Origin of the sequence: Flavobacterium movens, assembly GCF_039581425.1 — a bacterium.
GTDB lineage: Bacteria > Bacteroidota > Bacteroidia > Flavobacteriales > Flavobacteriaceae > Flavobacterium > Flavobacterium luteolum.
In genome coordinates this window covers 718,432-741,602 of the sequence record NZ_JBCPXY010000001.1, presented here as the reverse complement: position 1 = coordinate 741,602, position 23,171 = coordinate 718,432, and the positions used below count along the sequence as shown (strand labels likewise).

Annotated in this window: 16 protein-coding genes; 3 read left to right on the top strand and 13 right to left on the bottom strand. The window is 33.7% G+C overall.

From position 1 onward, the window contains the following. Positions 1 to 41: 41 nt before the first annotated feature. From AAYQ05_RS03135 to AAYQ05_RS03115, 5 genes are all read right to left on the bottom strand, one after another. The gene (locus tag AAYQ05_RS03135) at positions 42 to 1,493 is read right to left on the bottom strand and encodes an OmpA family protein (protein WP_343541080.1); all 1,452 of its coding nucleotides are present in this window, start codon (positions 1,491 to 1,493) and stop codon (positions 42 to 44) included. Positions 1,494 to 1,606: 113 nt separating this feature from the next. Next, positions 1,607 to 2,800, bottom strand: a complete 1,194-nt coding sequence (gene kbl / locus AAYQ05_RS03130) for a glycine C-acetyltransferase (RefSeq protein ID WP_095928393.1) — start codon at positions 2,798 to 2,800, stop codon at positions 1,607 to 1,609. A gap of 83 nt (positions 2,801 to 2,883) precedes the next feature. Beyond that, positions 2,884 to 6,042, bottom strand: a complete 3,159-nt coding sequence (locus AAYQ05_RS03125; RefSeq protein WP_343541079.1) for a UvrD-helicase domain-containing protein — start codon at positions 6,040 to 6,042, stop codon at positions 2,884 to 2,886. Positions 6,043 to 6,174: 132 nt separating this feature from the next. Further along, positions 6,175 to 6,774: a lipoprotein signal peptidase gene (locus AAYQ05_RS03120; RefSeq protein ID WP_343541078.1), complete on the bottom strand. Its 600-nt coding sequence runs from the start codon at positions 6,772 to 6,774 to the stop codon at positions 6,175 to 6,177. A 119-nt stretch (positions 6,775 to 6,893) separates the two neighbouring features. Beyond that, positions 6,894 to 7,109, bottom strand: a complete 216-nt coding sequence (locus AAYQ05_RS03115) for a hypothetical protein (protein ID WP_343541077.1) — start codon at positions 7,107 to 7,109, stop codon at positions 6,894 to 6,896. A 180-nt stretch (positions 7,110 to 7,289) separates the two neighbouring features. On the opposite strand from AAYQ05_RS03115, the gene AAYQ05_RS03110 reads away from it, so the two are divergent. Further along, a complete protein-coding gene (locus AAYQ05_RS03110; protein WP_091494460.1) occupies positions 7,290 to 7,646 on the top strand; it encodes a roadblock/LC7 domain-containing protein in 357 nt (118 codons plus the stop codon). A 35-nt stretch (positions 7,647 to 7,681) separates the two neighbouring features. After that, positions 7,682 to 8,062 (top strand): hypothetical protein, encoded by a 381-nt coding sequence (locus AAYQ05_RS03105; protein ID WP_281634131.1) that lies wholly within the window; start codon positions 7,682 to 7,684, stop codon positions 8,060 to 8,062. 253 nt (positions 8,063 to 8,315) lie between these two features. Here the strand turns inward: AAYQ05_RS03105 and AAYQ05_RS03100 are convergent, their stop codons facing one another. The 7 genes from AAYQ05_RS03100 to gdhA form a co-directional block, all read right to left on the bottom strand. Continuing rightward, the gene (locus AAYQ05_RS03100) at positions 8,316 to 8,696 is read right to left on the bottom strand and encodes a TraR/DksA family transcriptional regulator (protein ID WP_012022792.1); all 381 of its coding nucleotides are present in this window, start codon (positions 8,694 to 8,696) and stop codon (positions 8,316 to 8,318) included. A gap of 10 nt (positions 8,697 to 8,706) precedes the next feature. Then, complete coding sequence (ileS, locus tag AAYQ05_RS03095; RefSeq protein ID WP_343541076.1) at positions 8,707 to 12,108, bottom strand: isoleucine--tRNA ligase; 3,402 nt, start codon at positions 12,106 to 12,108, stop codon at positions 8,707 to 8,709. A 203-nt stretch (positions 12,109 to 12,311) separates the two neighbouring features. Beyond that, positions 12,312 to 14,231: a hypothetical protein gene (locus tag AAYQ05_RS03090; RefSeq protein ID WP_343541074.1), complete on the bottom strand. Its 1,920-nt coding sequence runs from the start codon at positions 14,229 to 14,231 to the stop codon at positions 12,312 to 12,314. A 50-nt stretch (positions 14,232 to 14,281) separates the two neighbouring features. Continuing rightward, positions 14,282 to 16,180, bottom strand: a complete 1,899-nt coding sequence (locus AAYQ05_RS03085; protein ID WP_343541073.1) for an outer membrane protein assembly factor BamB family protein — start codon at positions 16,178 to 16,180, stop codon at positions 14,282 to 14,284. A 118-nt stretch (positions 16,181 to 16,298) separates the two neighbouring features. Further along, entirely contained in the window at positions 16,299 to 17,012 is a 714-nt protein-coding gene (recO, locus tag AAYQ05_RS03080) for a DNA repair protein RecO (protein ID WP_343541072.1), read from the bottom strand. Positions 17,013 to 17,064: 52 nt separating this feature from the next. Beyond that, positions 17,065 to 19,350, bottom strand: coding sequence for a type IX secretion system anionic LPS delivery protein PorZ (gene porZ / locus AAYQ05_RS03075; protein WP_445709708.1), 2,286 nt, complete (start codon positions 19,348 to 19,350; stop codon positions 17,065 to 17,067). Between the two features lie 124 nt (positions 19,351 to 19,474). Beyond that, positions 19,475 to 20,818: an NADP-specific glutamate dehydrogenase gene (gene gdhA, locus AAYQ05_RS03070; RefSeq protein ID WP_281634136.1), complete on the bottom strand. Its 1,344-nt coding sequence runs from the start codon at positions 20,816 to 20,818 to the stop codon at positions 19,475 to 19,477. A gap of 326 nt (positions 20,819 to 21,144) precedes the next feature. On the opposite strand from gdhA, the gene AAYQ05_RS03065 reads away from it, so the two are divergent. Further along, positions 21,145 to 21,936, top strand: a complete 792-nt coding sequence (locus AAYQ05_RS03065; RefSeq protein WP_343541069.1) for a THC0290_0291 family protein — start codon at positions 21,145 to 21,147, stop codon at positions 21,934 to 21,936. Between the two features lie 86 nt (positions 21,937 to 22,022). Here AAYQ05_RS03065 and AAYQ05_RS03060 read toward each other — a convergent pair whose 3' ends face one another. Further along, entirely contained in the window at positions 22,023 to 23,165 is a 1,143-nt protein-coding gene (locus AAYQ05_RS03060; RefSeq protein ID WP_343541068.1) for a cystathionine gamma-synthase, read from the bottom strand. Positions 23,166 to 23,171: the final 6 nt, after the last annotated feature.

Below are 23,171 nucleotides of genomic sequence, written 5' to 3'. Positions count from 1 at the left end.
TCAATTAAGAATGGCTTTTCCTTTTTATTTAGAAACTAAAATTATAGTTTTCCTTGGTATTTAGAACCAATGTGTCTAATTTCAGTTCTTCTGTTTTGTGCTTTACCTGCAGCAGTTTTGTTACTTGCAACTGGTTTAGAAGATCCAAATCCTTTAGCTTCTAAGTTTTCTGGATTAACACCTCTTTCGATTAAAGCATTTTTCACAGCGTCAGCTCTTTCTTGAGAAAGTTTGTCGTTCACTTTAGCAGAACCTGTACTATCTGTGTGTCCTTCGATAGAGAATTTCGCGTTTGGATAGTTTTTAAGGATTTCTTTAATTGCATCTAATCTAGCTGGAGTTTCTTTGTCACCAGTTTTGAAAGTAGCTTTTCCTGAGTTGAAGTAGATTGCTCTAGCTTGAACTTTAAGATCTTCTAACGCCTCAGAAGTTACTTCTGGACATCCTCTGTTACTAGCAGGACCTGCAACTGTAGGACAGTCGTCATCTTTGTCAGCAACACCATCTTTATCAGCATCTAAGAATGGGCAACCACCATTTTCTTTAGGACCAGCAACTGTAGGACATTTATCGTCTTTATCAGCGATTCCGTCACCGTCAGTATCAGGACAACCTTTTAAAGCAGCTAAACCAGCAACATCTGGACAAGCATCATCTTTATCAGCAATTCCGTCTCCGTCAGTATCAGGACATCCGTTTAATGCAGCTAAACCAAATACATCTGGACAAGCGTCAGAAGCATCAACGATTCCGTCACCATCAGTATCAGGACATCCGTTGAATTGTTTTAAACCAGCAACATCTGGACAAGCATCATCTTTATCGTAGATTCCGTCTCCGTCAGTATCTTTACCTCCGAATTTGAAAACTAAACCAGCTGTGTGTTGAAAAACAGATCTGTCATAAGTTTTATCTTCATTAGCAGCAACAGCCCATTTGTACTTTGTAGCTAACTCTAAACCAATAGCATCTGTAAACCAAAATGTAATACCAGCACCTGGGTTAACAGTTCCAAAACTGTTATCTCCAAAGAAAGTATAACCTCCACCAACAGATAACGAAGGATCAACCACTTTAGATTTGATTAATTCTTGGAAGCTGTATTTGATAGTAGCATCAATTCCATAATACATTAAATCCCCAGGATTAGTTACTACGTTACCTCTACCATCATGAGCAGGATTACTTGGATCAAAAGTAACAAATTTATCAATTTTGTTCACAGAACCTTGTAAACCAACTGAGAAACCATGACCAACATATCTATTTACTCCAATGTAAGATAGAGAAGGAAGAATATTCCAGTTGTCTTTTACAGCGAATGGTTGAGAGAAGTGCTGATCGAAAAATCCACTTCCTGAACCTGAACTTGTTCTAGTATCCACAGCATTAACCCCGAAAGAGATCGCCCATGGATTGTTACTGTCTTGCGCGTGAGAACTTAAACCCATCGCCATCAATACAGCAACTAAAAGTTTGTTAAGATGTTTCATACTTAATTTTTTTAATTACAATTTAGTTAATTACAAGCAAAAGTAACACCAAATTTTTTAAATACAAAATGAAATGTTAAAAAAAACCTACAAAAATTTAACGGAAGTGGTAATTATATAACTTTTAACATTTTACCGACAACTGTAAAGGCATTTATAGCTTTATCCAAGTGCTCTTTTTCATGGGCCGCAGATAGCTGTACACGTATTCTCGCTTTATCTTTTGGAACCACAGGAAAGAAAAACCCAATAACGTAAATTCCTTGTTTCAAAAGTTCGTTGGCCATTGTCTGAGATAATTTTGCATCATACAGCATAACAGGAACAATTGCAGAATCTCCATCAATAATATCAAAACCTGCTTTTTTCATACCTTCTTTAAAGTAGTTGGTATTCCACTCTAATTTATCACGAAGCGCTGTATCTTTTTCCAATAATTCGAATACTTTAATTGAAGCGCCAACAATTGCTGGTGCCAATGAATTTGAAAATAAATAAGGCCTTGATCTTTGGCGCAACAATTCGATTATTTCTTTTTTCGCAGTAGTATATCCACCCATAGCTCCACCTAAAGCTTTTCCAAGAGTTCCTGTAATGATATCCACTCTTCCCATTACTCCTTTTGCTTCAAGAGTTCCTTTTCCAGTCGCTCCGATAAAACCAGCCGCATGACACTCGTCTACCATTACCATCGCATCATATTTATCAGCCAAGTCGCAAATTTTATCTAATGGCGCAACTAATCCATCCATAGAGAAAACTCCATCAGTTACAATCAATTTAAAACGAGCTCCCGCTTCATTTGCTTTTATCAACTGCTGCTCTAGATCTTCCATATTATTATTTTCATAACGATATCGAGCCGCTTTACACAAACGCACCCCGTCAATAATAGAAGCGTGATTTAAACTGTCTGAAATAATTGCATCATTTTCACCTAACAAAGGCTCAAACACACCTCCATTAGCATCAAATGCAGCCGCATACAAAATAGTATCTTCTGTGCCGTAAAAATCAGCAATCTTTTTTTCTAATGTTTTATGAATATCCTGTGTTCCGCAGATAAAACGTACAGACGACATTCCAAAACCATGCGTATCCATTGCGTCTTTTGCCGCTTGGACCACTTCTGGATGCGAAGAAAGCCCTAAATAATTATTCGCACAAAAGTTCAACACTGTTTCTCCCGTCGAAATTGTAATTTCAGCACCTTGTGGAGAAGTGATAATTCTTTCCTTTTTGAAAATTCCATTTTCTTCAATTGTCTGCAATTCTTTTTGCAAATGTTCTTTTATTTTACCGTACATTTTTTTATTTGTTTAAAACGTTAAAAATTAACAACTTAACCAAAATTAAGCTTCGTTTTTTCTTTAACATCTGATTAATTTTTTCACAAATTTACTACTTCAATTTCTTCGCCAATATACACAAGAGCCTTTTTTAACACCTTGTACCCCAAATCTTCAATTGCATCCTGATAGTCTTGAATTTGCTGCTGATACTTAGCATTAGATACCCCTGTTTTATAATCCAGCAGATAAGCTTCTTTACTATCTAAAAACACAACACGATCAGGCTTTAAAATCCTTCCTTCTTTCTGAACAATCGTTTGCTCATTCAATACAGTATGATTCCCATCAAAACACACACTAAGTTCCGGATGATTTACAATTTCTTTCAAGGTCTGCAACACTTTATCAACTTGATCATAAGTTATCAAACCGTTTTCAAGTGATTTTGCAACCGCCAAATCAATATCTGATTTATCTCTAACAAAAGCCAAAATTTCATGCACTATGTTTCCATACGAAATCGCTTCTTGTTGATGCGTTCCCCACATTAGAGCTTCACGTTGGGCAATTTTAATGTTTTTAGGATTCAAAACCTCTCTTACGATCGGAATTGATTTAACAACATCGACAGTTTTAGAAGATTTCGACAGCCTAGTCTTAATTCCAAAATCGTAATCCAACTTTTCTTCATCATAAACCCCTTCATGAATCAAGAATTTAATAAAAAAGGAAGCCATATTATTTGGATACTCACCATCAGTTTTAGCTTTCAACGATTGAGAAATAACATACAACTGCTCTTCGGCGCGAGTTAGAGCAACATAAAGTACATTTACATTATCTAAAAGCTCTTCTTGCTTTTTTAAATTGAAAACTGCCGATGCACTTTCTCCAAAACTTTCAACCGCACTGCTATTATCAACCAATGCTTTCGGAATTCCTAAATCTATTTCTTCGGCATCAAGCCATAGTTTGTCTTTTGGTTTTCGATTATAATCTTCATCTGCAAAAGGCATGATTACAACCGGGAATTCTAAACCTTTTGATTTATGAATGGTCATGATTCGAACAGCATTATTCCCTTCTGGAGACGGAATACTAAATTTCTCTGCATTCTTATCCCAAAAGATTAAAAAATCTGCAACTCCGGCTTGGTTTCTAATATCTCTTTCTAAAACAATATCCAGAAAAAACTGCACATAGGCATTTCCTTCTGACGGAAGAATAAATTTAGAAATAATAATTTCAACCGCTTCATACAAAGATTTTTTGCGAACATCTTCAAAAGAAAAAGAAACATCAAACGTTAGCAGCCATTCTTCAAAATCTTTTTCAAATCGATGATTCATTCCCATCGCAATAAAATCATGGATAGGCATAGACAGATCTTTGGTTGAAGCTAAGAAATGTAAAAAGTTAGCTTTTGACTCTAAATCTGAGCTATTATTTAAATATCTAAGAAGATGAATTATAAGACGAACTTCCGACGCATTTTGAATCATCAAAGTTTCTGAAGACAGCAAAGGAACTCCCTGTTCTGTCAAATAGTTTGCAATTGCAATTCCCTGATCTCTTTTTCTGGTCAGAATTACAATATCTTTATATTCAAAACCTTGCTTCACAACTTCTTGAATTGTATTTAAAGTAGCCAGAACATACAAATCTGATTTCTCCACCACATCGTCTTCATCAGCAAAATCATTTTTATCGATAATTGGAAGAAACGAAATATTTACATAACCGCCTTTCTTCGAATTGGTATTTTGAAAACTATGATTCTCATAAAGATTCTTATAATCTTCATTTGAAAATTCACTAGAAATCAATTTAAAAAAAGCGTTATTAAACTCAATAACTTCGCTATAACTTCTGTAGTTTGTATCTAGATGCTTTACTACTTTTTCATGATGAAAAAAAGGTATCTCTTCTTTACTCAGCTCGATAAACTGCTCTGCTTTTCCTCCACGCCAGCGATAAATAGATTGTTTCGGATCTCCAACAATCATAAGAGTCCCTTTTTTTCCAAAATCATCCAAACCAGAAAGCGAATTATCAATTAGCGGAATCAAGTTCTGCCACTGCATTTCTGAAGTGTCTTGAAACTCGTCAATAAAGAAATTGCGATAACGCTCACCTAAACGTTCATAAATAAATGGCGCTGGCTGATTTTGAATCTCACGGTGAATTATCGCATTGAATTCCGAAATAGACAAAACGTTCTGTTCTGATTGAATTTTTGCAAGTTCATTACTTACTGTATTCAACAAAGAAAGTGGAGTAATATTTTTTAGAAAAGCTTTATAGAAATCTCTTTTTTCAAAGTTCTGATAAACCTCTTTTAGTATCTGAAGTAATTCTGGAATAATATTTTCGATTAAAGCTCGATCCTTTGCCGTTTTATTAATGGCAATATCTTCAAACTCATGAAAGGTTTTATTCTTTGGATTAAACTTTCCGTCTCGAATACTTTGCAAATGATTTGGAAAAGTTCCTCTCGAAAATGATTTTTGATCGATTCCGTTTTTATCGATTAACTCAATTGCTTTCGTTGCAAGACCTTCATTAGTTTCTTCAAGTTCTTTACAAAGCACCTGCATTTTCTTTTTAATTTCAACAAACTCTCCAATTGTTTTGTTTTGAAAATGCAGAATCTCATTTCGATTATTTTCATTCAAAACCAATCTTCCTGTATCGAGAATTTCTCGCGAGATATCCCAGCTTTTGTCATCATCGGTTTTTTCCATTGTAAAATCGATGAGCAATTTGGTCAATGTTTCGTCTTCACCCGCTTGTGCAATAATGGCATCAACAGCTTCAACCAATAAATTTTCGGTATCCAATGTAACCTCAAAAGTCATTGGAAGATTTAAGTCATGCGCAAAAGCACGGATAACTTTATGGGTAAATTTATCAATGGTAGAAATATCAAAAGCAGCATAATTATGAATTAAGTGCTTAATAATTTGCTGCGACTTGGTTTTAATTTTAATAATCGAAAGTCCAGTATCGCGAGAAAGATCCTCCATCAAATCAGCCGCTTTTGGCGACGGATCGTCTTTTGCAAATTCGGACAGGTTTCCAACAATACGGCTTTTCATTTCATGAACCGCTTTATTGGTAAAAGTTATGGCTAGAATATTTCTATATGCATCGTTTTTTGGAGAAGAAAGAATAATTTTTAAATATTCTTTTACCAATGTATACGTCTTTCCTGATCCCGCAGAAGCATCATAAATGGAAAAAGACGGACTTTGCATAGTTTGATTTTTTTGTATTGTAAAAATAATACAATAATATTAAATGCCAATAATGAAAAATTCCAAATTCCAATATCTATTTATTGCGAATGCCTTAAATATTGGAATTTGGAATTTTGAGAATTTTGGAATTTATGCGTGTTTTGGGAAAGCTCTCCTATTGAAAACCAAAAGTATGCCTACACCTGTAGAAATTGCAACATCAGCTACATTAAAAATAGCATTAAAGAATGCAAAATGTTTTCCTCCAAATAAAGGAAGCCATTCAGGAAGATTTCCTTCCCAAATAGGAAAATAGAACATATCTACTACCAAACCATGAAACCAAGTTCCGTATGGGGCTGGAGAAAAAATTGTTGCGAGATTATGAGTACTATCATCAAAAATAACTCCGTAGAAAACAGAATCGATAATATTTCCTGCTGCTCCAGCAAAGATTAATGCAATGGCAACAACTAAATATGTAGAGTGACGTTTTTTTATTGAATCAGAAAGCCACCAGCCAATTCCGAAAACAGCAAAAATCCTAAAAACCGTTAGAATTAACTTTCCATATTCTCCAGGTATTTTTGTTCCCCAAGCCATTCCTTCGTTTTCAATAAAATGAATTCTAAACCAATCTGCAATTACAACTTCTTCGCCCAAAACAAAATTTGTTTTGACATAAATTTTAGAAAGCTGATCAACAATTAAAACTAGAAATATAAGGAAATACGCTTTTCGTAATGACATTTTATGATTTTTTGATGGGCAAAAATAACAATTAAATCAAAAAAAACGCTCCTAATGGAGCGTTAATTCTTTTCAAACAAATCAAACAAGTTTATCTGCTAATCTAAACCTTGTAAAGTTTACTTTTTCACAGCAGCTTTTGCTGGCGTTTTCGGGCTGTCGGAGAAAAATTCTGAAATCGACTTAAAAATCCCTTTGCTTTCTTTTCCGGCAGCCAGTTTCTTAGCTTCGCCCTTTTTTACATCTGCTTTAAATTTAACACGCAGTTTTTCAAATTCTTTAATTCTGCGTTCTACATCAGAGTTTACTTCTTTGAATTTCAATACTTTAGCCATAATGTAAGTTTTTCGTCGTAAATAATTAAAATTATTACTGATTTGGTACTACAATGATACATAATTTAATTTATATTTGTTAATAAAAATTAACACTTGTTTAGGATAGCATGAATTAATTTTTAAAAACGAATACCAACACAAACTAAATTTAACATTCCTCCCAAAATCCTACAAATCATGAATGAAATCACAACTACACTAAATGACTTCCTTGTCAGCACCAAATCTACTGCAGCATTAATTTTAAACGGAAAAGGAAAACTCATTACCTCCTTAAATCTTGACTATGGCGACAGTATTGCCGCAATGAGTGCAGCAATTTTATCTATGAGTGAAAAATTCTTAATTGATTTAGAAAAAGGCTCTTTAAAACAATTGTACCTAAAAAGCGCCGAAGGCGTTATTGTTGGAAACAAAATAAGTGGTTCTAACTTTATCGTTGCTTTTTCTAAAGAGGGAAGCAATCTAGCATTATTAATGCGTTCTACAGAAGAAGTTTCTGCTGAATTAAGCAAAAATTCACTATTGAAATAACATAAAATTCTATTAACAAATAACCCAAATGAACTATGAGCAATGATTTTTTAAACGTGTTTTTAAACGAAATGAAAACTAACGTAAACGGCTTTATCGCTGTAGCAGTAACAGAAATTGAATCTGGATTAAGCTTTGGAAATTTAACTATCGATCCGGGCTTTGATCCTGAATTAGCTGCTGCCTATAACTTAGAAGTTGTAAAAGCTAAATTGAGTGCCGTAAAAGCACTAAACTTAAACCAGGACATCGAAGATATTTTGATTACGCTATCGAATCAAATTCACATTATCGATATTTCTCCGAACAAAAAATTCATGATCTATCTTGCTGCAGATGCTTCAAAAGCAAATTTAGGTATGACAAGAGCTATTCTAAGAAAACACAAAGCAGACGTTGAAAAAAATCTAGCATAATGATGTAACAATTTTACTTTTAAAAACCGCCATTCATTAAGGCGGTTTTTTTTGTGCTTACTCCTAGGTAATTCTACTTGTTTTATTCTTACAAAAAAAATCAATATTAAAATTAATTAATTTTGACTAGTTATAAATAATTTCTTTCAATAACAGCTTATAGCTTCAAAACAAAGATTCATCAAACATTAAACAAAAAAAAACGCTCCTAAAATTAGGAGCGTTTATTCTATTTGATAAGATATTTTTATAATTATCTCTGCAAATTTTTAGCTTCGATACTCATTGTTGCATGAGGAACGATTTTAAGCCTTTCTTTGCTGATTAATTTACCTGTTACTTTACAGATTCCGTAAGTTTTGTTTTCAACACGGAAAAGTGCGTTTTTTAAGTCACGAATGAATTTCTCTTGTCTGATAGCCAACTGAGAGTTCGCTTCTTTTGACATGGTCTCACTTCCTTCTTCAAAAGCTTTAAAAGTTGGAGAAGTATCGTCAGTTCCGTTATTCAAATCGTTCATATAGGCACTTTTGATCAAATCAAGATCTTCTTGTGCTTTTTTAATTTTTGCTTGGATTATTTCTTTGAACTCCGCTAAGTCAGCGTCTGAGTATCTTGTAATTTCATCTATCATGGTATTATACTTATTTTGAAATTAATATCATTGTTCTAATATCATCAAACTCAATTTCTGTGCCGTTTTCTAAAGCGTCAACAAAAACCAAATCATCTGTTAATGTCTCAGACTTAATATAGTCTTCATTTTTGGAAACTGCATCTTCTAAAATGCCATCTCTCTTTATCTGTACTTTGATCTTATCAGTAACTTCAAATCCTGAATCTTTACGGATATTCTGAATTCTGTTTACTAATTCTCTCGCGATACCTTCATTTTTCAATTCTTCAGATATTGTGATGTCAAGTGCAACGGTTATTCCGTTTGAATTTGCAACCAGCCAACCTTCAATATCTTGTGATGTTATCTCGACGTCTTCTAATGATAAAGTTACATTATTTCCAGAAATAACAATATCTAGCGTTCCCTGCTTGTCCAGCTGGTTGATCTGCTCTGGCGAAAAACCCTGTATCTCCTTAGAAATCAGACCCATATCTTTCCCAAAACGTGGCCCAAGAGCTTTAAAATTAGGTTTGATTTGTTTTACCAAAATACCTGAAGCGTCGTCTAAAAGCTCAATTTCTTTCACGTTTACTTCGGCTTTTACTAGGTCAGAAATCGCTTCAATTTCAGCTCTCTGATTCTCGTCAAGTACTGGAATCATTACCTTTTGCAAAGGTTGACGTACCTTGATCATTTCCTTTTTTCTAAGTGATAAAACCAAAGAAGAGATTGTTTGCGCCTTCTGCATTTTGCTCTCTAACGTTTTATTAACAAAGTTTTCGACAAATTTCGGGAATTCAGCCAAGTGAACACTAGCAAAATCCTCGGTTCCCGTCGAAGCAGTCAAATCTCTGTACAATTTATCCATAAAAAATGGAGCTACTGGAGCGCTTAATTTACTGATTGTTAATAAGCAAGTGTAAAGCGTTTGGTAAGCTGCAATTTTATCTTTAGCATATTCCCCTTTCCAGAAACGACGACGACACAAACGAACATACCAGTTACTTAAGTTTTCCTGTACGAATTCAGAAATAGCTCTTGTCGCTTTTGTTGGCTCGTAATCTTCATAACATTCGTCAACAAATTTCACTAACGTATTTAATTCAGAAATAATCCATTGATCGATTTCTGGTCTTTCGTTTAACGGAATCTCAGCTTCTTCATATTTAAATCCGTCGATGTTAGCATATAACGAAAAGAAAGAGTATGTGTTGTATAAAGTTCCGAAGAATTTACGGCGAACCTCAGCAATTCCTTCAAGGTCAAACTTTAAGTTATCCCACGGATTTGCATTCATAATCATGTACCAACGTGTGGCATCAGGACCGAATTCTTCAATGGTTTTAAACGGGTCTATGGTATTTCCTTTACTCTTAGACATTTTAATTCCGTTTTTATCTAAAACCAAACCGTTTGAAACTACGTTTTTATACGCTACTTTATCAAAAACCAAAGTTCCGATTGCGTGTAATGTATAAAACCATCCACGTGTTTGATCTACTCCTTCTGCAATGAAATTCGCAGGAAAATCTTTGTTTCCATCAATTTTATCTTGATTTTCAAAAGGATAATGCCATTGTGCATAAGGCATTGCTCCAGAATCGAACCACACGTCGATCAAATCGCTTTCGCGTTTCATTGGTTGGCCTGAAGCCGAAACCAACGTAATTTGATCTACAACATTTTTATGCAAATCAATTAAATCATAATTTGATTCAGACATATTTCCGATTTCAAAACCTTTAAACGGATTTTCTTTTTGAAAACCAGCTTCTATAGATTTTTCAATCGCATTGTACAATTCTTCAACAGAACCGATAATAATTTCTTCTTTTTTATCTTCTGTTCTCCAAATTGGCAACGGAATTCCCCAATATCTAGAACGAGATAAGTTCCAGTCGTTAGCATTTTTAAGCCAGTTTCCAAAACGTCCTTCACCAGTAGATTTAGGTTTCCAATTGATAGTTTCGTTCAGGTCGAACATTCTATCTTTTACATCGGTTACTTTGATGAACCATGAATCTAGGGGATAATATAACAACGGCTCGTCAGTTCTCCAGCTGTGCGGGTAACTGTGCACGTATTTTTCAACTTTAAAAGCTTTGTTTTCTTCTTTAAGACGAATAGCGATTTCAACATCTACCGATTTCTCTGGCGCTTGTCCTGCATCATAATATTCGTTTTTCACATATTTACCAGCAAGTTCACCAACATGAGAAGTAAATTTTCCTTGTAAATCAACTAATGGCACTGCATTCCCTTCTTCATCTAAAACCAACATTGGCGGCACTTCCGGTTTTGCTTCTTTTGCTACTTTAGCATCATCTGCACCAAAAGTTGGCGCTGTATGCACAATTCCTGTTCCATCTTCTGTTGTAACGAAATCTCCAGAAATTACTCTAAATGCGTTTTCAGCATTTTGATATGGCAATACGTAAGGCAATAATTGCTCGTAACGGATTTCTACTAAATCTGCTCCTTTTGCCTCAGTTAAGATTTTGTACGGAAGTTTTTTGTCACCGTTTTTAACATTGTCAAAATCAGCATCATCTTCACTTACGAAATATCCTTTTCCGAATTGTTTCCCAACTAAGTTTTTAGCCAAAACAACATTGATTGGCTCAAAAGTATATTGATTGAAAGTTTTAACTAAAACATAATCGATTTTTGGTCCAACTGTCAAAGCTGTGTTCGACGGAAGTGTCCAAGGAGTTGTCGTCCAAGCCAAAATGTGAATATCTCCAAAACCTTGTAAAAAGCTTGGAAGTGTTTCTGGTAAAGTTTTGAATTGCGCTACAATTGTAGTATCTGTAACATCTCTATAAGCCCCAGGCTGATTTACTTCGTGAGAAGACAATCCAGTTCCTGCTTTTGGAGAGTATGGCTGAATTGTGTATCCTTTGTACAACAAACCTTTATCGTAGATTTGCTTCAAAAGCCACCAAACCGATTCCATGTATTTTGGCTTATAAGTCACATACGGATCTTCCATATCAACCCAATACCCCATTTTTTCGGTCAAGTCATTCCATACGTCGGTATAACGCATAACGGTTTTTTTACACGCTTCGTTATATTCTTCAATAGAAATCGTTTTGCCAATATCTTCTTTAGTAATTCCTAATTCTTTTTCGGTACCCAATTCTACAGGCAAACCGTGAGTATCCCATCCAGCTTTTCTTTTTACTTGAAAACCTTTTTGAGTTTTATATCTGCAAAAAATATCTTTAATCGCACGTGCCATTACGTGGTGAATTCCAGGTAATCCGTTTGCTGAAGGCGGACCTTCAAAAAATACGAAAGGCTCAGCACCTTCGCGAGTTGTTACACTCTTTTCAAATATATTTTCTTTCTTCCAAAAATCAAGAACTTCAGACGCTACAGTTGGCAAGTCAAGTCCTTTGTATTCAGTAAATTTTGTACTCATTTTATCCTTTTCTTAAACGAGGTGCGAAAGTAAGAAATTTTGAACTATTGACCGCCAATTTCCTTAAATTTCACAAACTTTTGTTGAGATAATAGATACAAAAACATAAGAATTGGTTACTTTCTGACATTATTCTCATTTTTTTGAGTGTAATAAATCAAAAAATAACCAATTCTTAAAGCAGCTTCTAATAAGCTAAAATATTATTTAAATCCTCCGAAATAGACTTCTTTCATAAAAATTCGATTTCCGAAAACTGGATTTATCTCTACCTTTTCTCTGATTTCCTGATAAAAAGTTTCGCCATTAAAATCTTCAATTTCATAGTTAATCTTATGAGGAATTTTTCCAGAATTTAATGCCGTTACAGGGCGATAATCACCAAATAGCTTTTTCTCGAAGAAACTTTTGTTACCATTATCAAACTCTGTTTTTTCTGTAGAAACTATATTGAAATTTTCTTTATCGATAAAAACATGATAATCTGTTTTAGGAATTGTTCTGTTTCCAGAACTTAATGTTTTTTCAAAATAATTTAAATGATAACATAATTTCCCTTCATACATTTCCTCGCCCAAAACCTCAAAATTATTCCATAAATCAAGTCTTAAATCGGTTAAGAAGTTTACCAAGTCAACATTCTTAGACAAATTGCTGTAATCATATGCTGTTAACTTTGCCCATTTAGCATTTATACCTGTTTCACGATCATCATGACTCCATGCTTCTGCCCCATTAACTATTTCATAATAAGATTCAGGCATTTTTTTCTTAAGAAGATAATGAGATGTTGTTGCCCATTTTTCTTCTGTTTGAGGAATATTTGTTCCTTCTATCGAAATCTTAGAAAACAAATGCGCTTTTTCTACTTTTTTCAATGCTTGGCTTCCTCCTAGATTATCGACTACTTTTGCCAAAAGATTTGCATTTAACTGATACGGTATAGAATCAAGTAAATTATGTCTTTGGGTTTTAATCTTTTCTAAATAAGCTTCACGATTCGATTTTTCGATTTCCCATTCTGCATCTTGTTGCTGAATCTTTTCAAAAAAGGCCAGTCTTTTTTCTTCTTTTTCTTCTTCTATTTTAAGGCCTAACTTTTTAAGTTCGGCAAAACGATTGGTATGACTTCTGATTTTTTTATCTACAAAATTGGCGTTATTTACTCTTTCAATAATGGAAGAACCTCTTGAATCCAATTTGTCATTTTCGACTAATAAATTGGCATATAAAAGCGCTTTTTCTTTATTTTCAAGCAACAAATAGGTTTCAGCTAAGTTGTTTGTAACAATGAATCGAATGTTTACGTTTTGTGGCGAAGGCGGATATTTAACCAATAGACTTTCCAAATATTGCAAATGAGGCATCAGCAATTTCTCATCTAAGCCTTTTTCGAGTGTTATCTTTTGCATCTGAGCCGTAATCTCATTTTCGAAATCCAGCATTTGCTTGTATTCTGAATGTCCTTTAGAGGTTACAAATTCAAATCTTACTTTTGATTCACCTACAGTATATCCAAATTTATAATTTAAAAAATCCTGAATTCTGTTTGCTGTTTTATAAACAACATTATCAAATCCGAGCCCTACGTCACTGTAATCAGAATCTCTAACTGCAGCACGTATTTTTTTATCATGTTCTGAAGCAGCAACTTTTGCAACGCCCAAACTACTCCCCGCAGACATTGAGTAAGATTCTGAGCCTCCAAAATCCTTTGTTAGCAAAATTTTATCTCCAAGCTTAACATCCAGTTTTACGTTTGAAATATAATTAGAGTGCGCGCCATAAGTCCATCTATTTTCTTTCTTATCATACACACTATCTATTTGCGTGCTGGTATATCTAGGCATGGCAAAGGTTAAATAGATTTTAAGTTTACCATTTACCGGATCTTTTATATATCCATTAATATTAAAAAAACTCTTTTTCAAATTAGATTCCTCTTCTTGCAATGATTGATCCATCTGATAAAAAGCAGTCTGGGTCAATACATTGTCTAAAGCAGGATATTCTGAATATTTAATTACTGGTATGTAGAATTTCTTTTTTTTAGAGCTTATTTTTTCTTGTGCCTGAATTGAACCAATTACAAGCAAAGCTATAAGGAGTAATATTTTTTTCATAGGCAAAAAAAAAGCCATCAGAATCAGATCCTGATGGCCGTATCTTTTTTTTATTTTTCTTTCTTATTGAAGATTTGGATTGACTTATCAGAAACATAAAAAATATTCTGAGTCGCAGGATCTACTTCATAGATTGGTTTATTGTTGTTAAAAATGATTTTATCAACTTCAACTCCATCAACTTTACTCACTTTCACTAAAATTTTTTCTCCAGAATCTGCTTTTGCAAAAATATAAGAGAAGTCTCTGTTTTGTTTCATTGCATTAAAACGAGAGTTAAATTTAGCCGCTACAACACCTAAAGCCGCAGAACCAGCTGCATAAGCTTTTGCCTGATCTTGATTCGTTTTATCTTCTTTCTTCAAAACAGAAGTTCTCAAGTTTCCGCTTTCATCACGATAAGTCATTGTCACTTCAGCACCTTTGATATCACTTGCCACAGAACCAACACCTAAACCAATGCTTCCCACAATAGCAGCACTTTTTATAAGACGTCTTGTTCCTTCTCCTGGCTGTGAATAAGTAAGGTGATATTTAACAGTACCATCCATATTAACACCCATTACTTCAAGTGGTCCAGAAAGCACAACTCCCCAAGGAAATTGCTCGATACTGTTTAATTCTTTTTCTCTTTTGATATTTACTTTAGCAAACGGCTCTGGTTTATCGCTAATGCTTGGATCAAATTTGTATAATTTCTCATCATTATACACTAAGTAAGAATTTGTAGATTCGTCATAAGTTGGTAAAACTGGACGGCTTTTTTCAAACTTAATATTACGTTTCCAAAGTTTAACTCCAGTTTTATAATCTACCATGTTTCCGTAAGTTCCTGTAAGATACATTACTTTTTCGCCCACTTTTCCTAAGTAGTAGATTGGATCTTCTTTATCGTCAGAAATTTCGATAAATTTTTTCCAAAGCTTTTCTCCGTCTTTGTTGATCAACATCATTTCATTTTCTGCAACATATAAGAAATCTTGATCAATTGGAATTACTCTTTTCAAACCGCCTCCACGAGCATCTTTTTTCCAGATTTTTTCTCCAGTTTTTAAGTCAAAAAAGTTGAAACCGCTATCATGAGCAATTAATAATTTTGTCCCCCAATCTTCTAAATAAACAACATATTTAGTTTTAATAGATTCTTTCCAGATACTTTTTCCATCTTCTGTACTCAAAACATTAATATATTCTTTAGTTGAAAGTAGTCCAGCAGAATTAACTACCACAATATTTTTGTCATTTTGTGTTTCGTAAAATCTTGTATAATCTTCGTCTGCTTTCCAGTTTAATTTTCCATTTTCTTTATTAAAAGAGTACAATTTTCCGTAAAGCAAATAATAAACTGTGTTACCATTTATCTTTGCTTTATTTGTTAAACTTGAAGCTTTAGTTGAAAAACTTATTAAAGATTTTGCTTTATCAACTGTTGTATTCCATTTGATTTCTCCAGAAGCCATATCTAGCAATGCAACTGCCATTTCTCCATCTTTTTTAAGAGTAAGAAGATATTCGTTTGTTTCAGGAATAAAATCTGATTGGAAAACCCAAAATGATTCTTTTGAAGAGTTGTAAACGATTTTACCTGAATCGGTATTGATAATCAAATATTTTGAATTGATGTATGCCTCAACATACGGGCTTCCTGGAACTGTAGACAAATCTCTTTTTTCTTTAAAAAGATTTCCAAAATCAGGATCACTTAAGACATCTTTTGAAGTAAGAGTTCCAAAATCATCTTTTGTTAAAGTCCAAATAACTTTTTTTGTTTCGGGATCTAAACCCTTTACTGTTCCGCCTTCTTTAAAGACAATAACTCCTGTGATTTCATTTTGAACCAAGTCTTGTACAGCGTTTTCTGTAGTAACTATTTCATCATACTTTCTTTGGGCAATTGATGAAACTGCTACCGACAGAAGCAAAATAATCGAAAACGTAATTTTCTTCATGGTAGATTTTTTTTTAAAATTAGTTGGTATTAGATATTTATGAGAATTTGTTTTTACTAAAAAATGGGATTTTTTTAGTAAAAATTTACTGAGCAAATATATAAAAATAGAAAAGCTATTATGAAAAAATTTCTTTCAAAATATCAAGTGATTTTGGACGCTTAAAACCTTCTAAATGAGAAGAATAAAAATCAATCAAAATCTTTAACAATATTTGTCTCTCAATTACATTAAAGATTTTTTGACTGTTATCAAACTTTAGATCAATAAGCTTTTTTAACAAATTGGTTTCATGCTCAGAAAGAGCACTTGAATTGTGGAAAACCGTAAAAACCCCTTCATTCATTTCAAAAAAAGGAAGATCAATATCGGACAGATCAGGATAAAATCCGAGGTATTTTGTAATTTCTAAAAGAAGAATCAAATGAAAGTTAGAAATTTCGTCATGATGATCTAGCCAAGTCAGTGCAGTTTCTAAAAACAAGAAAAGCTGTTCGTTTTTCTCTTCTTCCTGAATAGAATAATGAAGCATTTCTGAAAGAAACATCACCATGGTACTTTTCACAATATCAGTATGAATACTCTGAAACGGAACGGCAGTTTTTATTTCTTTAAAATTTTCAAGCGTGCCTTTATTTTTATGAACAGCTTCAATTTCTAAAATCGAAAAAGGCTGAAAATAAGCAATTTTCTGACTTGCTTTTCGGCTTGAAAAAGCATCGCGCACAAAATACGATTTCAGTCCGCTTGAAAGTGTAAAGCATTTTACGATCAAGCTTTTTTCCTGAAATTTTAAAGAAGAAATTACTATGGCTTTTGTTTTGACGAGCACGAATTGATTTTAGATTCTTTTGACTTCTGACTTTTGACTTTTGACTTTCAGACTACCGTATAATCATTACTTTTTTAACCTTAGTTTCTCCTCCGTCTTCTGCAGAAATAAAAACCATATAAACGCCAGAGGCAACTTTATATTTACCAAATGCAGTTGTATCCCATTCAATTGTTCCGCCTGAAGATGTGATTTCATAAACCAAATTTCCTTCAATATCAGTAATTTTCACATTCGCTTTATCAATTAATCCAGCAACTTTTACTGTTCCGCTATAGTTAGGTCGAACTGGATTTGGATAAACATATACATTGCTCAAATCATCGTTGGCTTCTGTAGCAATTCCGTTAAACGAAACTAAGCCTTTATTGGTAGCTATAAAGACTTCGCCTGTTTTAGCATTTATTTTGATATCATTTATATAATTGCTTGGCAATGGTGAATTATTTATAGTAAAATGATATTTGGTTTCCTGACCATTTGGCGAAACCATAAAAACTCCAGAATCTGCCGTCCCAATCCATTTATTATTTGCCCCATCAACAACGATTGAAGTAATAAATTGCTCGTACATTAATTCCTGTGCCAAATTATCTTCTGTAATAATAATTGGATTTGCTTTTAACTGACTTTCCGACTGAAAACTTCCTATATTCGACAAAACTCTCAACCCTTTTGTTGTTCCTATCCAAAGCTGATTTTTTGTATCTAAAGCTAAAGTTCTAACATCGGCTATTGGCAAATTTCCAGCATCGGTTCCAAAAGTCATTTTTTTGAAAACATTCGTGGTTTCGTTAAAACCAATCACCCCATCTTTATCTGTTCCAATCCATTTTACATTGTTACGATCAATAGCTAGGCTTGAATAATTACTCTCTTCTGCATTATCCAGAATCGAAGTCATAGCATAACTTCCCCATTGTCCATTTGTTTTTAAAACTTTCAGACCATTTTTTATTCGGCTGTTTGTAACCCAAAGATTTGCAGATTTATCAAATGATGCTGCATTAATACGAACATCAATATAATTTGGACCTTCTGTAGTTATAGACTCTAAACCGCTATTTTTTTCATTGTATAAAAAACTCGGCACATCGTTTTCAACTTTTACTAAACCTGAAAAGAAAGAACTTGCATAAACTTGTTTTTCATTATTTGGATTAACAAGAACTCTAGTAATTGATTTTGCATCATACATTTCAGAGTATGGAATGTTTAACCATCCTGAGGCATTATATCTACTAATTCCATAATTATCTAAAGGATAAGGATTATATGAAACATCATAATCTCCATATACAGCCCATAAAACACTTGAGCCGGCATCTATAGCAAAAATATTGTTGCGGACTGGCCCAGCTGGAGTATTATTTTCGAAAACTCCACCGCTATTAAGAGAAGAAGCAAACAGACCTTTTTCTTTTGTTCCGATAAAAATCTGATCTCCAACCGCCGTTGCACAGCTAAAATTTAAAGTATTGTCTAAAACCTGAGTATTTGTAATTTGACGATTCAAAGTCATCTGATTATTGTATACATAAACTGTATTGGCAGTTGTAACAAATAAATAATGATTTTTTGCTCTTGTATCGACCGCTGCTTGAGGCAATTGTGAAAAACCTATAAATGTATTTGAATTGAATCTGTGAATATATCCAGAATCGTTTACCGCAATAAGCTCCGTATCCAAAGTTTCTACGCTCGACCAAATTCCCGTATTTACAACCGACCATTGATTGTAATCTATCAGATTGGCATTTGTCTTATCTGCTTTTCTAATGCCACTCGATGTTGCAGCAAAAATAAATCCATTAAATATCGTGGTTTGCTTAACATTTATTTCAGCTCCATTATCGCCAATAAAATATGTATCGCCAAACTGAGAAGTTTTCAAATTAAATTGTACAATTCCAAAATCGCAAGAAACATAAACTAGCCCATTATCTTCCATAAAATGGTTGATCTTCTTTTTGTTTGCTGGAAGCTGTTTATTAATTATGTCAACCACTTTTAAAATACTTCCATCAACTTCATTAACCAAAATCATCAAACCGTTTTCGTAGCCAATCAACGTTTTTTTGAATGTTTCACTATAATAAACTGCAGAAATTGTCTGACCTGATAGTCCGTCAACAGTAGTTGTTGTTTTAAGAATATTAGTTGTGATATTTTTAGAAAAGAATGCATTTTCGGAAGCTGCAAATACCCCCGTAGTCGACTCAGAAATATCTTTTATTTCATTAAATGAAAAATATCCCTGCCAAGACAATTTGCTTTGTGCTCCGCAAAACTGAATTAGAAGTAAAAACAAACCGCAGAAAAATATTTTTTTCATCATTTAAAGTATTCTATTAGGACAAATATACTACAAACGACATTTTATTTATTTTTTAGCACAAATAAAATACCCCCGATATCTTATAAAGATAATCGAGGGTATTTTTTATAGCAGTAAGTAAATTTTAAACAACACCTTGTGCAAGCATTGCATCAGCTACTTTTACAAATCCAGCAATGTTTGCTCCTTTTACATAGTTTACATATCCGTCTTCTTCAGCGCCATATTTTTTACATTGGTTATGAATTCCGACCATGATTTCTTTCAATCTCAAGTCTACCTCTTCACTAGTCCAGTTCAAACGGATTGAGTTTTGAGTCATTTCTAATCCAGAAGCAGCAACACCACCAGCGTTTGCAGCTTTTCCTGGAGCAAATAATACTTTATTATCTAAGAAAAGTTTAATAGCATCTAATGTAGAAGGCATGTTTGCAGCCTCAGTAACACATAAAACGCCATTATCGATTAATTTCTTAGCATCATCACCATTTAATTCGTTTTGAGTAGCACATGGAATTGCAATATCTACTTTTACTTCCCAAGGACTTTTTCCTTTATGGAATATTGCGTTTGGATATTTCTCTAAATATCTTTCTGCTCTATTATCTCCAGTAGCTCTCATTTCAACCATATGGTCAATTTTTTCTCCAGAGATTCCTTCTTCATCATAAATGTATCCGTCAGGTCCAGAGATTGTAACTACTTTACCTCCTAATTCATTTACTTTTAAAGCTACTCCCCAAGCTACGTTTCCGAATCCAGAAATAGCTACCCTTTTACCTTTAATCTCATGCCCGATAGTACGAAGCATTTGATCTGTAAAATAAACTACTCCATATCCTGTAGCCTCAGGTCTGATTAATGAACCTCCGTAAGCCAAACCTTTTCCAGTTAAAACTCCAGTAAATTCATTTCTAATTCTTTTATATTGGCCAAACAAGTAACCAATTTCTCTTGCTCCAACACCAATATCTCCAGCTGGAACGTCAAGATCCGGACCAATATGACGGCATAATTCTGTCATGAATGACTGGCAGAAACGCATAATTTCTCCGTCTGATTTTCCTTCTGGATCAAAATCAGAACCACCTTTACCTCCACCCATTGGAAGAGTTGTCAAACTGTTTTTGAAAACCTGTTCGAAAGCTAGGAATTTTAAAACTGATAAATTTACTGTGTGGTGAAATCTAATTCCTCCTTTATAAGGCCCAATTGCAGAGTTCATTTGAATTCTGAAACCTCTATTTACAATAATTTCTCCTTTATCATCTACCCACGGAACTCTGAATATTATAGATCTTTCCGGTTCAGCGATTCTTAAAAGGATATTCTTTCCATCATACTTTTTACGTTCAGATATAAACGGAATTACAGTTTCTGCAAATTCTCTAACAGCTTGAAGAAATTCTGGCTCGTTTGGATTTTTTGACTCAACAAGAGCCATAAATTCATTTATTTTTTGTTCCATCTTTGAAATAAATTTTCAGATAATTTAGATTTAATTTTCACTCTTATAAAATAAGAAACTACGTTTAAGAAAACGTTTTCGTTTTAACAGACAAAGATATAGCAAATAATGATTCGCTGTTATATTTTTCGCTTTTTTGAATCGATTTGTGTTTTTTTCAAACATTCCAAAAAAAAGACATTTTTCATGTAGGTGTTTACATGCAAATTACCCCTTAAAAATTAGTAAATTAAGTATTTTGTTACTTATTTTTCAATACAGGTATTTAATATTTTGAATCGATTAGGTTTTTTATATATTTGCCCAGATTTGTAAGCCCCCTAAAAATGCGTAAAGCCCTATTTATCACATTATTTGCCTTGTTAGGCATGTCAACTACAGTATCAGCACAAGGATTAGCCCAAGAAATCGGAATATACGGAGGACCAGTTACTTTACAGTCTGATTTTGGAGAAAGAAACAACTTCGATAATAATGTTGGAAACACAGGTTTTGGCATTGGAATTATGCACTTTATAAACTTCTCTGCAAATAACAATAGAGAGAATTATTTCACAGAACATTTCAAAGTAAGATCTGATCTTTCTTATAGCAAAACTAATTTAAAGCATCATGGCCAGTGGGTTGATTACAAGCCTAACGGATTATTTGCAAGACAATTAAGAAACATGCATGCAAGTTCTAGCATAGTAAGCCTAGGTGCACAAATGGAATTTTCTCCTTTTATGAAAATTCATGATTATGAAAACACAGTTGGTAGCTTCAGTCCGTATGGAGCTTTAGGATTTCAGGTAAGCTATTATTCAACAAAAGTTGGATCTCATTTAGGAGACATTACACTTCCAGCTAATACTCCAGGAAAATACTTAACTCCATCTGATGGCCGTGCGCATGGGTTCTCTACTGAAACTGGTGTAGCTTTATCTGCAACAGCATCAGTTGGTGTTCATTATAAATTATCAGAAATGAGCGATTTAATGTTCGAAACTCGTTTCCAAACGTATAACTCAGACTGGATTGACGGATTAAACCCAAATAAAGATATTTACAAAGAAAACAAATCTAATGATTGGCAGGTTTGGTTTAACTTTGGATACATCTACTATTTAGAATTCTAAAAAAATTAAGTCTCAAAATATAAAAATCCCAAATTCCAAAATTATAAAAATTGGAATTTGGGATTTTTTATTGGAATTTATTTATCTTAAGCTAAAGCCTGCTCTAAATCTGCGATTAAATCCTCTGCATCTTCAATACCAACACTCAATCGAACTAAATCATCAGTAATACCAACTTCTGCTCTTTTATCTGCAGGAATAGAAGCATGCGTCATTAATGCTGGATGATTGGCCAATGATTCTACTCCACCTAGAGATTCTGCTAGAGTAAATACTTTCAGTTTTTCTAAAAATGCAATCGAATCTTCTTTCTTTCCCGATTTAAAATCAAAAGAAACCATTCCGCCAAAAGCTTTCATTTGTTTCTTAGCAATTTCGTGAAACGGATGATTCTTCAAACCTGGATAATAAACTGTTTTAATCTTTGGGTGATTACTCAAGTATTCAACTACTTTTTCTCCATTTTCACAATGTCTCTGAACTCTTAAAGCCAAAGTTTTAATTCCTCTTAAAACTAAGAAACTATCCATTGGCCCAAGTGTAGCCCCAGTAGCAAACTGTTGAAAATGCAACTGATCTCCTAAAGCTGCATCTTTTACAATTAAAGCACCAGCAATAACATCAGAGTGCCCGCCTAAATATTTTGTCGCTGAGTGCATTACAATATCAGCGCCTAAATCTAATGGTTTTTGTAAATAAGGCGTTGCAAAAGTATTATCTACCGCAAGAAGAATTTTTTTCTCCTGAGTAATTTTTGCTATTTCTTGAATATCTGCCAATTTCATCAACGGGTTTGTCGGTGTTTCAACCCAGATTAGCTTCGTATTTTCGTTGATTAAACTTTTCAGTTTTTCGATATTCGTCATATCAACAAAATGAAACTTAATACCTGAATCTTTGTAAACACGAGAAAACATTCTGTATGTTCCGCCATATAAATCATCCATCGCAATAATTTCCTCTCCGGCTTTAAAAGATCTTAAAACACAGTCTGTCGCAGCAAGACCAGACGAAAATGCTAATCCGCGAGTTCCGTTTTCAATACTAGCCAAAGCGTCTTCTAGAGCAGTACGAGTAGGATTCGAAGCTCTACTGTATTCGTAATCTGCCAAAGGTTTTCCTGGACTTGTTTGTACAAATGTTGAAGTCTGATACACTGGTGGCATAACGGCTCCTGTACTTGGATCATGATGCTGTCCTCCGTGAATTACTTTTGTATTGAATTTCATATAGTT